This is a genomic window from Bacillus sp. LK2 (genome assembly GCF_001043575.1).
GTDB lineage: Bacteria > Bacillota > Bacilli > Bacillales > Bacillaceae_G > Bacillus_A > Bacillus_A paramycoides.
On record NZ_LDUK01000004.1, the window covers coordinates 127002 to 142374 of the forward strand.

Here is a 15373-nt window from a genome sequence, read left to right on the forward strand (position 1 = left end):
TATCACTCCCTTATGGTAATGCCACCCGGTGCGTTGGCGAGATTGGTTTTAAATCATAAGCACGACCATTTTCATTGAAATAATTTTCGTATGATTTCTCGTACTCAGAACTTACTTGCTGACGTAATTTACGTTGCTGTTCTCGGTTTTCAGGACGAATATCAGGAATTGCTGATATTAATCGCTTCGTATAAATATGTTGTGGATTATTATAAATTTCTGCACTAGTTGCTTCTTCTACAATACGCCCGCGGTACATAACACCGATACGGTCACACATATGACGAATTACGCCCAAATCGTGACTAATAAATAAATATGTTAATCCTAGTTCAGCTTGTAAATCTTGCAAGAAGTTTAATACTTGAGCCTGTACGGAAACGTCAAGTGCAGATACAGGTTCGTCAGCAATAATAAGCTTCGGTTTTAATGTAAGTGCACGTGCAATACCAATTCGCTGTCTTTGTCCACCGGAAAATTCATGTGGATATTTATAAATAGACTCTGGGTTTAATCCAACTATACTAAGATACTCTTGAACGGTTCTACGTTCTTCATCAGGTGAGAGCTTCTCAAAATTTCGAAGAGGCTCGGCAATAATATCGAGAACACGTTTCTTCGGATTTAACGATGAATATGGATCTTGGAAAATCATTTGGATATCTTTTCGTTGTTCACGTAGCTCAGAGCGACTTAATTTTGTTAAATCTTTATTATTAAAGTGAATGCTACCGTCTGTCGCTTTTGTTAAATGCATAATTGCTTTACCGGTTGTTGATTTACCACTACCAGATTCACCAACAATTCCGTATGTTTCACCAGGTTGTAATTCAAAACTTACACCATCGACAGCACGCACGTAATCTAATGTGCGTCCGAAGAAACCACCTTTAATTGGGAAATGTACTTTTAAATCGTCTACTTTAAGCAGTGCCATGAGTTACGTCATCTCCTTTCTTATCTTGGAAGTTGAAATGTTTATAACAAGTACAACGTACCCAATGGTCTTGTTTTACTTCATGTAAAACTGGATTTTCTTCATGTTGGTCTGGTCTAACCCACGGGACTCTGGCCTGGAAGCGACAACCTGTGCGAGGCATCTTCGCTAACGAAGGAACAACCCCTTGAATCACGTGTAATTTTTCTTTTTCAGCATACGCAGATGGGATTGAGTTTAATAAGGAACGAGTATATGGATGAAGAGGGTTATTAAAAATTTCTTCAACCGTTCCTGTTTCTACAACTTGTCCAGCGTACATAACGACGATGCGATCAGCTGTTTCTGCAACAACACTTAAGTCATGTGTAATTAAAATGATGCCCATTTTGGTTTGTTCTTGAATAGATTTTAGTAGATCTAGTATTTGAGCTTGAATTGTTACATCTAGAGCGGTTGTAGGCTCATCAGCAATAATGAGTCCTGGGTTACAAGCAATTGCAATTGCGATAACAATTCTTTGTCTCATTCCGCCAGATAATTCGTGTGGGTATTGTTTATATGTAAGTTCTGGTTTTGGAATACCAACTTGATGGAGTAGTTCTAAGGTGCGTTCTTTCTTTTCTGCTTTTGAAAGGCTTGTGTGGTAGTCTAAGTTTTCTTCGATTTGTTTTCCAACTGTCATAAGAGGATCTAGAGCTGTAAGAGGTTCCTGGAAAATCATACCGATGTTTGATCCGCGTACTTTATTCATTTCTGCGGTAGACATAGTTAGTAAGTCCTTATCTCTATAGTAAAGTTGCCCTTGTAATTTTGTATTTGCTTCATTATGCAGTCGCATAATGGAAAGGGCAAGTGCACTTTTTCCGCAACCTGATTCACCAACTATCGCGACAATTTCATTTTCATGGACAGTTAATGAAACGTTATCAACTGCTGCATGATATTGATCTTGTATGCGAAAGGAAGTCTGTAAGTTTTCAATGCGAAGAAGTGGATTCTTCATGGCTATCCCTCCATCTTTTTCTGAAAAGACTAAATATTTTGTGTGTTGTTATTTTAATATAAATTGACATTGTTTGACAAGAATAAGTTGAAAAAATATTCAAAAATCTTTCTATGCAGAGATTGAATGCTGTTATATAAGGATTTGAAGTGTTTTGAAAACGCTAACATACAAAAGGGAGGAGAATAAATTTTTTGTAAGAAAAAAGTAGTATATGTAGAAAAAAGAGAGGCGTCCTGGAAAGAACTGTCTCTCTTTTTTTTTGTAAGTATAATAATAGTACTTAAGCTTGTTTTTGCTTTGCAGATCCTGTATTTAGAGTAAGAGCAAGGAAGAACATTGCAAGCACACAAGAAGCAAGTAGCAAAATGAAGCCGCCATCCCATCCGAATGCATCTACAATAAAGCCCATAGCTGCACTAGCAAAAGTAGCTCCGCCTAGGTAACCGAAGAAGCCAGTTAAACCAGCTGCAGTTCCAGCAGCTTTCTTTGGTGCTAAGTCAAGAGCGTGTAGGCCAATTAGCATAACAGGTCCGTAAATTAAAAATCCAATGGAAACAAGTGCGATACTATCAATGATTGGGTGACCAGCAGGGTTTAGCCAGTAAACGAGAACGGCAATGAATACACCAACCATAAATAAAATACCAGCAGGTGCGCGGCGCCCTTTAAATAGTTTATCACTCATCCATCCGCAAAGAAGTGTACCTGGAATACCAGCCCATTCATATAGAGCATAAGCTGTACGTGAGCTACTATGAGTAAAGCTTTTTTCCTCTACTAAATAAGTAGGAGCCCAGTCTACAACACCGTAACGAACGAAATAAACAAAAACGTTAGCGATAGCGATGTACCATAAAAATTTATTGTTTAATACATATGTAAATAAAATTTCCTTTACCGAAAGTTCGCGTTCGCGATCTTTTACTTTTTCATCTGATGGATATTCCCCAGTATGTTCCTGAATAGAAGGTAATCCGCAAGATTGGGGTGTATCTCTCATCGCAATTAATACATAAATCCCAACTAAAATTGAAAGAATACCTGGGAAGTAAAATATACTTTTCCAGTCATTTGCAAAGAAATATAACCCTAATGTAACGAGAGAAGGCATAAGTGCGCCGCCGACATTATGAGCGACGTTCCAAATAGACATTTTTGTACCGCGTTCACTAATAGAGAACCAGTGAACCATTGTACGCCCACAAGGAGGCCACCCCATACCTTGTACCCATCCGTTTAAAAACTGAAGTACAAACATGAGCATAATACTCGTTGTAATGAAAGAAAATGAACCAAAAATAATATTAATGATACCTGATAAAAATAGCCCAGTTGCTAAGAAATAGCGAGGGTTACAACGATCGGATACGATACCCATAAGAAATTTACTTAATCCGTAAGAGATAGATACCGCTGAAAGGATAACACCGAGTTCTCCTTTACTAAAACCTTGCTCGATAAGATATGGCATTGCCAGTGAAAAATTCTTTCGAACAAAGTAGTAACCTGCATAACCGATGAAGATGCCTAGAAATACTTGTAAGCGAAGCTTGCGGTATTCGCTGTCAATGCGATCAGCTGGTAGGCGCTCTGCATGGGGGGCAGGTTTAAATAATTGTGTTAAAAACATAAACTGAAAATCCTCCTCTGATTAATTGGAAGTGTTTTAAGACAGTGAGAATATAAAAAGGCCATGAAATATAAAAAAGTTTCCTTTTTTATGATTCATAGCCGTATACTCTGATTCTCCGTGACTGTCAATATTAACTTCGACAAAAATTATACAACTTTGTGACAAAATTGTAAACGTTTTTATGAATAAAGGTGTTGACGGATTTTGTTTGCGGGATTAATATTTAAATACGTTAAATATTTTATTGTTTAAATAAGAGGTGGATAACATGCCAAATGATATGACTCATATTGATAAAATTCAAGCTCTTACATTTGCTATAGGAAAGAAAATGCAAACAGAGCTACTGGAACAAATGCAAGCATCAGGACTTACACCACCGCAGTTTTATATCTTGAAGATTTTAGATCATTACGGAGCCTCAAGAGCGACACAATTAGCGGAGAAAATGTACGTAAAACCAAGCGCAATTACAGTAATGATTGATCGTTTAATTGATCATGGGTTAGTAGAGCGCTATCACGACAATAATGATCGCCGCGTTGTTGTCATTGAGCTAACGAAAAAGGGGAAAGCTACAGTAGAAGAGGCTATGGCGGCTCGTAATGAGCATATCGCAAAATATTTCTCACAATTAGAATTACAAGAACGAGAAGATTTGTTACGCCTCTTTGAAAAGCTAGAAACAATTATTTGCGGGTCACTAGAGAAAAAAGAGAAAAACTAAGAGGAATTGAGGAGATTACATGGAGCAACAAGAAAATCAGAATAGAAGGTTGTTGTTAATCGGTTTAGTAATCGCGATGCTATTTGCTGCGTTAGACGGAACAATCGTTGGTACAGCAATGCCACGTATCGTTGGTGAACTTGGCGGATTAAGCTTAATGACATGGCTAACAACAGCTTACATGTTAACGTCAACGACAGTCGTACCAATTGCAGGTAAGTTAGCGGACTTACTTGGGCGTCGTAATGTATATATAACAGGGCTAGTTATTTTCATGATTGGTTCAGCGTTATGTGGTATGGCAAATGGTATGACAGAATTAATTATTTTCCGTGGTATTCAAGGTCTTGGTGGCGGTATTATGATGCCAATGGCTATGATTATTATTGGAGATATGTTTACGGGAAAAGAACGTGCTAAATGGCAAGGTATTTTTGGAGCTCTATACGGTCTTGCTTCTGTAATTGGACCACAAGTTGGTGGTTGGATTGTAGACGCAGTGAATTGGAGATGGGTGTTCTACATTAACTTACCGGTTGGTATTTTAGCGACAATCTTTATCGCAATGGGACTAAAATCACATAAACAAACGGGACCAATTAAAATTGATATCGCTGGAATCTTTACGATGATTCTCGGTGTTGTAAGTTTATTACTTGCGTTAACGTTTGGCGGGAAAGATTATGCGTGGGATTCTTGGCAAATTATCGGGTTATTTGCATTAGCTCTAATTGGTATCGTTAGCTTTATTATCGTTGAAACAAAAGCAGCAGAACCAATCTTACCGATGCATTTCTTTAAAAATCGTACATTTACATTACTAAATGCGATTGGATTCTTTATGAGTATCGGAATGTTTGGCGCTATTATGTTCGTACCGTTCTTCATGCAAGGAATTGTAGGCGTTAGTGCTGCTGAATCAGGAACTATTATGACACCGATGATGATTACAATGATCGTTATGAGTATTATCGGTGGTCAACTTGTATTAAAGGTTGGTGTGAAACCACAAATTATTACAGGAATGCTTGTTATGGCTGGTGGATTCTGGTTATTAACAACGATGGATATGCACACAACTAAGCTTACCGCTACTTCTTATATGATGGTTATCGGTTTAGGAATGGGTCTTGTTATGCCAACACTGACATTGGCGTTACAAGAAAGCTTCCCGAAAAAAGATCTTGGTGTAGTAACTTCATCAAGTCAGTTCTTCCGTCAAATCGGGGGAACATTCGGTATTACAATTTTAGGATCAATTATGAATAACACTTCAGGTACAACATTAACAAATAAATTAGTACCTGTATTAGATACGTTCCCTAAAGAAGCGGGACAAATGGTAACAAAATTTAAAGATATGATTCATACAGACCCACAAGGTTTATATTCGATGCTCTTTAATCCAGAAGCATTAAAACAAATGCCAGAAGCATTCTCTAATAGCATCGTACCAATTTTGAAAAGTTCTTTAGTAGACTCACTTCATACTGTATTCTTAACAGGATTAGTATTTATCGTAGTAGGTGCCATCTTCACGATTTTCTTACAGAAGATTAAACTGTCTGATCGTAAAAAAGGTGCTGAAGAGCCTGCTGTGGAAGAGAAAGAACGAACTGCATCAAATTCGTAATGAAAAAGCATCGCCTTATGGCGGTGCTTTTTTGAGTATAACCTTAAAAGCTTTTTAGTGAGAAATGATTGACGTATTTATATAAATACGTTATATTATTTTCTGTAAACGGTTACATGAAATGAGGAGAAAAGAGAATGAGTACGATTAAAGACGTTGCAAAATTGGCAGGGGTATCTGTTGCGACCGTTTCCAGAGTGTTAAATAAAAATGGATATGTTCATGAGGATACGTTAAAGAAAGTAGAGCGAGCAATTGAAATGCTAGATTATAAGCCTAGTACAGTAGCACGTTCTTTATATAATAAAAAATCTCGTTTAATTGGCCTAGTTGTTCCAAATATCGTGAATCCATTCTTTCCAGAAGTTGCACGTGCCGTAGAAGATGTAGCACATAAGCAAGGTTACACAGTTGTCCTTTGTAATTCTGATGAAAGTTTAGAAAAAGAGAAACAATATATCGATGTACTTAGACAAAATAATGTGGATGGGTTTATTGTGGCAACGAATCCACAAAATAGTGTTAATTACATGAATTTATCTGTTCCAGTCGTTGCAATTGACCGTATGTTTAATGAGCGCATTCCTACTGTATATGCAGACAACTACGCAGGGAGTCAGGCTGCGACAAAGTTATTAATAGATAAAGGATGTAAACATATTGCACATATTCGCGGACCGCGCGATGTGAGTACAGCTAATGAACGTTTTGAAGGTTTTGTAGACGTTATTACGCAAAATAATCTTTCTTATATGATTGCAGAGAGTACATTCGATCCAGCTAATAGTGAACGGGTAGCGATGGAATTATTAGAAGAATATCCGCATATTGATGGAATTGTTGCTGGGAATGATTTAATTGCAATTGGTATCGTAAAGGCTGCACTTCAAAAGGGGATTTCTATTCCAGACGATTTACAAGTTATCGGATTCGATGGGATTTCTTTAACAGAAATGATGTATCCATCTATTACGACTGTTGCTCAACCAATTTATGAAATGGGGAAAATGGCAACAGAGTTGTTGTTAGAGCAGATGGAAGGAAATGCGTTAGAAGAGAAACACTATCGTTTACCGATTGAAATTATAGAACGAAATACAACAAAGTAAGGAGATGAAACAAATGCCAAATATTGCAGTAGTAGGTAGTATCTCAATGGACTTAGTGGCTGTTTCAAAAATACGTCCGAAAGCAGGAGAAACAGTAATTGGTGAAGCGTTTCATACTATCCCAGGAGGAAAAGGGGCTAACCAAGCAGTTGCTGCAGCTAGATTAGGAGCAAATGTAGCAATGGTTGGTGCAGTAGGAAATGATGATTACGGAACAGTAGTTAGAAAAAATTTAGAGAACGAACGAGTTTTTATCGACTATGTGGTACCGGTTACAGATAGAACGACAGGAATCGCTCATATCGTTTTAGCAGAGGAGGATAACAGTATTGTGGTCATACAAGGAGCAAATGCTCTTGTAGATGAGTCAATTGTAGATCGTTCAAAAGACCTTCTTGTCAAAGCTGATATGGTTGTTCTTCAACTAGAGATTCCACTTGAAACAGTAAAATACGTTCTGGCTATTTGTGAGGAGCATAAAATTCCAGTTATGTTGAATCCAGCTCCAGCACAAGTTTTATCAGAAGATATTTTAGAAAAAGCAACTTATATTACGCCGAATGAACATGAATGTCGCATTGTATTAAATGATTTCACATCACCAATTGAAGAGTTACTTGCGAAATATCCAAATAAGTTATTAATGACTGAAGGGTCTAACGGTGTTCGATTCCATAACGGAACGGAAGTTGTTCAAGTTCCAAGTATTGCTGTAGATGTAGTGGATACGACTGGAGCTGGTGATACATTTAACGGCGCGCTAGCAGTTGCACTTTCTGAAGGAGAAACACTTCAGCAGGCTATTCGTTTTGCAAATATTGCTGGTGGTCTTTCTGTAACGAAACTTGGGGCACAGGGCGGTATGCCAACGAGAGATAGAGTACGTGAAGTGCAGGTGATTGTCGGATGAAAAAGCATGGTGTATTAAATAGTGAAATCGCGGCAGTCCTTGCTAAACTTGGGCATACAGATACGATTGTAATTGCTGATTGTGGGTTACCTATTCCTGATGGAGTAAAACGAATTGATTTAGCAGTCGAAATTGGAAAGCCTAGCTTTTTAGACGTATTACAAGTTGTTGCTGATGATATGGCAATTGAAAAAGTGACGTTAGCAGAAGAAGTCATTATGAATAATGCAGAGGTAAATAAAGAAGTTGAAATGCGATTAACAGAGCCAGCATTTGAATATGTGTCTCATAAGGAATTTAAAGAGCATACAAAGAGAGCGAAGGCGATTATTCGTACAGGAGAAGCAACGCCTTATGCGAATGTTATTTTACATGCAGGCGTGATTTTTTAATAAAGGGATGTGATGAGAATGCATATTGAAATGAAAAATATTTCAAAAGCGTTCAATGGTAATCCTGTTTTAAAAAACGCACAGTTTATGATTGAAACAGGAGAAGTCCATGCATTGATGGGGGAAAACGGAGCGGGGAAATCGACGCTCATGAAGATTTTAACAGGTGTATATAAAAAAGACAGTGGAACCGTCACGATTGATGGGAAAGAACGAACTTTTAAAAATGCAAAAGAAGCAGAAGAGTACGGTATTGCATTTATCCATCAAGAGTTGAACATATTACCGAACTTGACGGTAGCTGAAAATATGTTTCTTGGAAAAGAGTTAATGTATGGGAGAACAGGAATATTACGTACGCGTCAAATGAATGCGATTGCCCAGCAGCAATTAGCAAATCTTGGTCTACATGTGAGAGGCGCTATGCTAGCAGGTGAATTATCAGTTGGACAACAGCAAATTATTGAAATTGCTAAAGCATTAATGACAAATGCAAGCGTTATTATTATGGATGAACCTACAGCTGCATTAACAGATCGCGAAATTGAAACGCTGTTTACTGTTATTAATAAATTACGTAAAGAGGGCGTTTCATTCGTTTATATCTCACACCGGATGGAAGAAATTTTTTCAATATGTGATGCCATTACGATTTTGCGTGATGGAGAATATGTAGGGAAGAGATTAATTCCAGAAACGTCATTTGATGAAGTAGTTAGCATGATGGTAGGCCGCAGTATTGGTGAACGTTACCCAGAGCGAAATAGCCAAATTGGTGAAGTGATTTTTGAAATGCGTAACGGAACGAAAAAGGGGAAATTTGAAAATGTTTCGTTTCAAGTTAGAAAAGGTGAAATCCTTGGTGTTGCTGGCTTGATGGGAGCTGGCCGTACGGATATTATGAAAGCGATATTTGGATATGAACCGCTTGATTCAGGACAAATTTTTATGAATGGACAAGAAGTGAAAATTGATAGTCCAATAGATGCGATTAGGCAACGAATTGCTTTTATTACAGAGGATAGAAAATCTGAAGGGCTTGTGTTAGATTTTTCGATTCGTGAAAATTTAGCTTTACCAAATTTAGAGAGTCTTTCCAAGGGAAGCGTTGTTAATAAAGGCTTAGAACAACAATTTACAGAGGATATGATGAAGCTTCTTAAGGTGAAAGCAGCAGACGGAGAGCAAGCTGTAAAATCTCTTTCTGGTGGAAATCAGCAAAAGATTGTAATTGCAAAATGGCTAGGTATTCATCCGCAGTTACTCATTTTAGATGAACCAACGAGAGGTGTAGATGTTGGGGCTAAAAAAGAAATTTACTCTATTATGAATAAGCTTACCGAGCAAGGAGATGCCGTTATTATGGTATCGTCTGAGCTTCCAGAAGTTTTAGGAATGAGTGATCGTGTTCTTGTCATTCATGAAGGAAAAATCGGTGGTATTTTAGAGAAAGATCAGGCATCACAAGAGTCTATTATGGCACTAGCTACAGGGGGAGAGTAAGATATGGCTAAGAAGGGGAATGTATTACAACAACTCGGTTCTTTAATCGGTTTAGTGTTGATTATCGTAGTAATTACAGCTTTAAATCCAGCATTTATTGAAATTCCAAATTTATTTAATATACTGCGCCAAGTATCGATTAATGCACTCATTGCATTTGGAATGACCTTCGTTATTTTAACAGGGGGTATTGACTTATCGGTAGGTTCTATTTTAGCATTATCAAGTGCACTTGTTGCCGGAATGATGGCAAGTGGCATGGATCCGTTACTTGCAATGGCAGTTGGATTATTAGCAGGTCTTGTAATGGGGATTGTAAACGGTATTATTATTGCGAAGGGAAAAGTAGCTCCTTTTATTGCAACTTTAGCAACAATGACCATTTTTCGCGGGTTGACGCTTGTTTACATGGACGGACGTCCGATCACTGGGCTTGGTGATCATTTAATGTTCCAAATGTTTGGCCGTGGTTATTTCCTTGGTATTCCTGTGCCAGCCGTTACAATGATGATCGCTTTTGCAGTACTGTACTTTATTTTAAAGAAAACAACGTTTGGTCGCCGTACGTTTGCGATTGGTGGAAATGAAGAAGCGGCAGCTTTATCAGGTATTAATGTTACGAGAATTAAAGTAATGATTTACGGTCTTTCCGGAATTTTGGCAGCGCTTGCAGGTATTGTCTTAACATCAAGACTAGATTCTGCACAGCCGACTGCTGGTACTTCTTACGAATTAGATGCAATTGCAGCAGTTGTGTTAGGAGGAACGAGTCTTTCAGGTGGAAGAGGATGGATTGTTGGTACATTCATCGGTGTACTTATTATTGGTGTACTAAATAACGGTTTAAATTTATTAGGTGTATCTTCTTTCTTCCAACAAGTTGTAAAAGGACTTGTAATCTTACTAGCTGTACTAATTGATCGTCGAAAAGAAGCGTAATGGAGGGGCAATTCATGAAAAAATGGTTACTGATACTCGTTGCATGCATCATGGTAGTTACTGCTGGTTGTTCAATGGAACCACCAGAATGGGCAAAGGATTCTAGCGATAAAGGTCGAAATAAAACTATTAAAGTTGGACTTTCTGTTTCAACTTTAAATAATCCATTTTTCGTCACGTTGAAAAAAGGTGCAGAAAAGAAAGCGAAAGATAGCGGCATTGAATTAATCGCTGTTGATGCACAAAATGATGCAGCGAAGCAAACAAACGATGTTGAAGATTTAATTCAAAAAGGTGTCGATGTAGTTGTTATTAACCCAACTGATTCAGATGCCGTTGCTTCAGCGGTAAGTGCAGCCAATGCAGCGAATGTTCCTGTTATTACAGTAGACCGAGTTGCAAATTCAGGTAAAGTTGTTTCTCACATTGCTTCCAACAATATAGAAGGTGGTCAAATGGCTAGTGATTACATTCGGGAATTAGTTGGTGAAGGAGCAAATGTAGCTGAGTTAGAAGGAATCCCTGGATCGTCTGCTGCTCGTGAGCGTGGGAAAGGATTCCATAACGTGGCTGATAAGTCTTTAAAAGTAGTAGCAAAACAAGCAGCTGATTTCGATCGTGCAAAAGGATTATCTGTTATGGAAAATATTTTGCAAGCAAATAGCGATATAAAAGCAGTATTTGCTCATAACGATGAGATGGCATTAGGTGCACTTGAGGCATTAAAATCTGCTGGTAAAACGGATGTAGTCGTTGTTGGATTTGATGCAACAGACGATGCTGTGAAAGCGGTTAAAGATGGACGCATGGCAGCAACAGTCGCTCAAAAACCGGAATTAATCGGAGAGAAGGCGATGGAAACAGCAAAAGAGATAACACAAGGGAAAAAAGTGGACAAATTTATTCCGATTGAATTAGAGCTTATTAAGAAAAAATAAATAAATATAAAATGAAAATTAGGAAGGAAGAATAACAAATGAAATTCTTTATTGATACAGCAAACGTTAACGAAATTAAAGAGGCAAATGCATTAGGCGTAGTAGCTGGAGTAACGACAAACCCATCACTTGTAGCAAAAGAGGGCGTAGATTTCCATGAGCGTATTCGTGAAATTTGCAGCTTTATAGAAGGTCCTGTAAGTGCAGAAGTAATTAGCTTAGAAGCTGATAAAATGATCGAAGAAGGAAAAGAATTAGCTAAAATTGCTCCAAACGTTGTTGTAAAAGTTCCAATGACAACAGAAGGTTTAAAAGCAGTAAAAGCATTCTCTGATTTAGGAATTCGTACAAACGTTACATTAGTATTCTCAGCAGTTCAAGCATTACTTGCAGCTCGTGCTGGTGCGACATACGTTTCACCGTTCTTAGGTCGTTTAGATGATATCGGTCATAACGGTATGGACTTAATTCGCCAAATCGCAGAAATCTTTGCAATTCATGGTATTGAAACAGAAATCATTGCAGCATCTGTACGTCACAGCGTTCACGTAACTGACGCAGCATTAAATGGTGCACATATTGCAACAATCCCAGCAAACGTAATTGCTTCATTAGTGAAGCACCCATTAACAGATCAAGGAATTGAGAAATTCTTAGCTGATTGGGAGAAAACACAAGGGCAATAATAAGAAATGGAGAACCCAAGTTTAAATAACTTGGGTTCTTTTTTTATTTAAAAGAATTTTCATGCAATTTTGCATATTATCTTTCAAATTTTTAATATAGGCTATTTAATATATACAAATCACTCTTTATTTTTCATATTTCGATATAAAGTGAAACTTTAATCAGTGGGGGTTTTGTCCATCCCCCACTGATTATCAGCCCTCACCAATCGGGCTTTTACGGGCAGTTATCTCCCACCTAACTTCCTCGCATTCGCCGAATTTTGAGGTGGGAGTCTTACTGCCCGCAAATAGCGGGATAAAGGGATAGAGGGTCTGACCAGAAAACTGGAGGGCATGATTCTATAACAGAAGGTTTAACGTTTATAGAATTATGCCTTTTTATATACAAGGGAGGATAGATTACGTATTTTTATCTGAATTTTAAGATTTATATAAGGGGATGGTTAAAATGAGAAGAAAAGCACCATTTAAAGTATTGTCGTCATTAGCAATTGCGACAATCATCGGATGCACAGCTGTAATGAATGCTCCGCTAGCATACGCAGAAACGCCAGTGAAAGCAAAAGAAAATGTGTCTACGACGCCAATTGATCATAATTTAATTCAAGAAGATCGTTTAGCGGAAGCGTTGAAAGAAAGAGGAGCAATTAATCCAGCATCATCAAAAGAAGAGACGAAAAAAGCTGTAGAGCAATATATTGAAAAGAAACAAGGGGATCAGGCAAATAAAGAAATTCTTCCAGATGATGCTGCCAAAGAAGCATCTGATTTCGTAAAAAAGGTAAAAGAGAAAAAGATGGAAGAAAAGGAAAAGGTAAAGAAAGCTGAAAAAAATGTTAGCCCAGAGCAAAAGCCAGAGCCAAATAAAAAACAATTAGATGGGAAAGTCCCAACTTCTAAGGCGAAACAAGCCCCATATAATGGACCTGTTCGTACGGATAAAGTGCTAGTGTTACTCGTTGAGTTTAGTGATTATAAACATAATAATATTGAGCAAACGCCGGGTTATATGTATTCGAAAGATTTTAGTAGAGAACATTATCAAAAAATGTTATTTGGTAATGAGCCTTACACATTATTTGATGGTTCGAAAGTAAAAACATTTAAGCAATATTATGAAGAACAGTCTGGTGGTAGTTATACGACAGATGGATATGTAACAGAGTGGTTAACTGTTCCAGGTAAAGCTGCTGATTACGGTGCTGATGGTAGTAGTGGTCACGATAATAAAGGACCAAAAGGTGCGCGTGATTTAGTGAAAGAAGCATTAAAAGCTGCAGCGGATAAAGGATTAGATTTATCACAATTTGATCAGTTCGACCGTTATGATACAAATGGCGATGGCAATCTTAATGAACCGGACGGTGTAATTGATCATTTAATGGTAATTCATGCTGGTGTTGGTCAAGAAGCTGGCGGTGGTAAATTAGGAGATGATGCAATTTGGTCACATCGTTCAAAATTAGCAAGAGATCCAGTAGCGATTGAAGGAACAACATCTAAAGTACCTTATTGGGGTGGAAAAGTAGCGGCTCATGATTACACAATCGAACCAGAAGATGGTGCAGTAGGTGTGTTTGCACATGAATTCGGACATGACCTTGGTTTACCAGATGAGTATGATACGAAGTATACGGGAGCTGGATCACCTGTTGAAGCTTGGTCGTTAATGAGTGGAGGTAGTTGGGCAGGGAAAATCGCTGGAACAGAGCCAACTAGTTTTTCACCACAAAATAAAGACTTCTTACAAAAGAATATGGGTGGAAACTGGGCAAAAATTTTAGAAGTAGATTACGATAAAATTAAGAGTGGTGTAGGAGTTCCTACATATATTGATCAAAGTGTTACAAAATCAAATCTTCCAGGTGTCGTACGTGTCAATTTACCAGGTAAGAGTATTGAAACAATTAAACCTGGATTTGGAAAGTATGCATACTATAGTACGAGAGGCGATGATATTCATACGACATTAGAAACACCGTTCTTCGATTTAACAAAAGGAACAAATGCAAAATTTGATTATAAAGCAAATTATGAACTAGAAGCAGAGTGTGATTTCATCGAAGTGCATGCTGTAACTGAAGATGGAACGAAAACATTAATTGATAGATTGGGAGAAAAGGTAGTCAAAGAAGATAAAGATACAACAGATGGAAAATGGATTGATAAATCATACGATTTAAGTCAATTTAAAGGGAAGAAAGTTAAACTACAATTCGATTATATTACAGATCCAGCTTTAACATATAAAGGTTTCGCAATGGATAATGTAAATGTAACAGTTGATGGACAAGTAGTATTTTCAGATGATGTAGAAGGACAGTCTAAAATGAAGTTAAATGGATTCGTTGTTTCTGATGGGACAGAACAGAAGCCACATTATTATTATTTAGAGTGGAGAAACTATGCCGGATCAGATAATGGATTAAAAGCGGGAAGAGGTCCGGTGTATAATACAGGTCTTGTCGTTTGGTATGCAGATGATAGTTTCAAAGATAACTGGGTTGGGGTACATCCAGGTGAAGGGTTCCTTGGTGTTGTGGACTCTCATCCGGAAGCGCTTGTTGGTAATTTAAACGGGAAACCAGCGTACGGTAATACTGGAATGCAAATTGCAGACGCTGCATTTTCATTTGATCAAACGCCGGCATGGAATGTGAATTCATTAACACGCGGGCAGTTTAATTATGCTGGGTTACAAGGTGTTACAACTTTTGATGATTCTAAAGTGTATAGTAACAAACAAATTGCTGATGCAGGACGCAAAGTTCCAAACCTTGGACTTAAATTCCAAGTTGTTGGACAAGCAGAGGATAAATCGGCAGGGGCTGTTTGGATTAGACGTTAATAAAATAAAAGCACACTCTTCATATGAAGAGTGTGCTTTTATTTATACATTAAGTTATTATTTTAGCTTATGTAATACAACTGTTTATCCATGTGTAGTGTATCAA

The 15373-nt window shown here is 37.7% G+C and carries 13 protein-coding genes; 10 read left to right on the forward strand and 3 right to left on the reverse strand.

The features are described 5' to 3' along the window. Positions 1-10 precede the first annotated feature (10 nt). The 3 genes from VK90_RS04575 to glpT all read right to left on the reverse strand — a co-directional run bounded on the left by VK90_RS04575 (position 11) and on the right by glpT (position 3576). Positions 11-937: an ABC transporter ATP-binding protein gene (locus VK90_RS04575; protein ID WP_048370757.1), complete on the reverse strand. Its 927-nt coding sequence runs from the start codon at positions 935-937 to the stop codon at positions 11-13. Then, positions 924-1943, reverse strand: coding sequence for an ABC transporter ATP-binding protein (locus VK90_RS04580; protein WP_002174874.1), 1020 nt, complete (start codon positions 1941-1943; stop codon positions 924-926). Before VK90_RS04580 ends, VK90_RS04575 begins: the two co-directional genes overlap by 14 nt. Before the next feature lie 283 nt (positions 1944-2226). After that, a complete protein-coding gene (gene glpT / locus VK90_RS04585; protein WP_048370759.1) occupies positions 2227-3576 on the reverse strand; it encodes a glycerol-3-phosphate transporter in 1350 nt (449 codons plus the stop codon). Between the two features lie 271 nt (positions 3577-3847). Here glpT and VK90_RS04590 point away from each other — a divergent pair, with 271 nt between their 5' ends. The 10 genes from VK90_RS04590 to inhA2 all read left to right on the forward strand — a co-directional run bounded on the left by VK90_RS04590 (position 3848) and on the right by inhA2 (position 15267). Then, positions 3848-4306: a MarR family winged helix-turn-helix transcriptional regulator gene (locus VK90_RS04590; protein WP_048370760.1), complete on the forward strand. Its 459-nt coding sequence runs from the start codon at positions 3848-3850 to the stop codon at positions 4304-4306. 19 nt (positions 4307-4325) lie between these two features. Beyond that, a complete protein-coding gene (locus VK90_RS04595) occupies positions 4326-5939 on the forward strand; it encodes an MDR family MFS transporter (protein WP_048370763.1) in 1614 nt (537 codons plus the stop codon). Between the two features lie 137 nt (positions 5940-6076). Next, positions 6077-7048: a ribose operon transcriptional repressor RbsR gene (rbsR, locus tag VK90_RS04600; protein WP_048370766.1), complete on the forward strand. Its 972-nt coding sequence runs from the start codon at positions 6077-6079 to the stop codon at positions 7046-7048. Positions 7049-7061: 13 nt separating this feature from the next. Next, complete coding sequence (gene rbsK / locus VK90_RS04605) at positions 7062-7958, forward strand: ribokinase (RefSeq protein WP_048370768.1); 897 nt, start codon at positions 7062-7064, stop codon at positions 7956-7958. Further along, entirely contained in the window at positions 7955-8350 is a 396-nt protein-coding gene (rbsD, locus tag VK90_RS04610; protein ID WP_048370769.1) for a D-ribose pyranase, read from the forward strand. The genes rbsK and rbsD overlap by 4 nt, the downstream gene beginning before the upstream one ends. Positions 8351-8368: 18 nt before the next feature. After that, positions 8369-9853 (forward strand): ribose ABC transporter ATP-binding protein RbsA, encoded by a 1485-nt coding sequence (rbsA, locus tag VK90_RS04615; RefSeq protein ID WP_048370771.1) that lies wholly within the window; start codon positions 8369-8371, stop codon positions 9851-9853. A gap of 3 nt (positions 9854-9856) precedes the next feature. Then, positions 9857-10792, forward strand: a complete 936-nt coding sequence (locus VK90_RS04620; RefSeq protein ID WP_048370773.1) for an ABC transporter permease subunit — start codon at positions 9857-9859, stop codon at positions 10790-10792. Positions 10793-10806: 14 nt separating this feature from the next. Beyond that, positions 10807-11730: a ribose ABC transporter substrate-binding protein RbsB gene (gene rbsB / locus VK90_RS04625; protein ID WP_048370775.1), complete on the forward strand. Its 924-nt coding sequence runs from the start codon at positions 10807-10809 to the stop codon at positions 11728-11730. Positions 11731-11768: 38 nt separating this feature from the next. Continuing rightward, positions 11769-12416: a fructose-6-phosphate aldolase gene (gene fsa, locus VK90_RS04630; RefSeq protein ID WP_025149827.1), complete on the forward strand. Its 648-nt coding sequence runs from the start codon at positions 11769-11771 to the stop codon at positions 12414-12416. Between the two features lie 451 nt (positions 12417-12867). Beyond that, a complete protein-coding gene (inhA2, locus tag VK90_RS04635; protein WP_048370778.1) occupies positions 12868-15267 on the forward strand; it encodes a M6 family metalloprotease immune inhibitor InhA2 in 2400 nt (799 codons plus the stop codon). Positions 15268-15373 lie beyond the last annotated feature (106 nt).

What these genes read in the sequence shown, in the direction of transcription:
- VK90_RS04575 (WP_048370757.1), bottom strand. Translation starts at nt 937, where the DNA reads ATGGCACTGCTTAAAGTAGACGATTTAAAAGTACATTTCCCAATTAAA.
- VK90_RS04580 (WP_002174874.1), bottom strand. Translation starts at nt 1,943, where the DNA reads ATGAAGAATCCACTTCTTCGCATTGAAAACTTACAGACTTCCTTTCGC.
- glpT (WP_048370759.1), bottom strand. Translation starts at nt 3,576, where the DNA reads ATGTTTTTAACACAATTATTTAAACCTGCCCCCCATGCAGAGCGCCTA.
- VK90_RS04590 (WP_048370760.1), top strand. Translation starts at nt 3,848, where the DNA reads ATGCCAAATGATATGACTCATATTGATAAAATTCAAGCTCTTACATTT.
- VK90_RS04595 (WP_048370763.1), top strand. Translation starts at nt 4,326, where the DNA reads ATGGAGCAACAAGAAAATCAGAATAGAAGGTTGTTGTTAATCGGTTTA.
- rbsR (WP_048370766.1), top strand. Translation starts at nt 6,077, where the DNA reads ATGAGTACGATTAAAGACGTTGCAAAATTGGCAGGGGTATCTGTTGCG.
- rbsK (WP_048370768.1), top strand. Translation starts at nt 7,062, where the DNA reads ATGCCAAATATTGCAGTAGTAGGTAGTATCTCAATGGACTTAGTGGCT.
- rbsD (WP_048370769.1), top strand. Translation starts at nt 7,955, where the DNA reads ATGAAAAAGCATGGTGTATTAAATAGTGAAATCGCGGCAGTCCTTGCT.
- rbsA (WP_048370771.1), top strand. Translation starts at nt 8,369, where the DNA reads ATGCATATTGAAATGAAAAATATTTCAAAAGCGTTCAATGGTAATCCT.
- VK90_RS04620 (WP_048370773.1), top strand. Translation starts at nt 9,857, where the DNA reads ATGGCTAAGAAGGGGAATGTATTACAACAACTCGGTTCTTTAATCGGT.
- rbsB (WP_048370775.1), top strand. Translation starts at nt 10,807, where the DNA reads ATGAAAAAATGGTTACTGATACTCGTTGCATGCATCATGGTAGTTACT.
- fsa (WP_025149827.1), top strand. Translation starts at nt 11,769, where the DNA reads ATGAAATTCTTTATTGATACAGCAAACGTTAACGAAATTAAAGAGGCA.
- inhA2 (WP_048370778.1), top strand. Translation starts at nt 12,868, where the DNA reads ATGAGAAGAAAAGCACCATTTAAAGTATTGTCGTCATTAGCAATTGCG.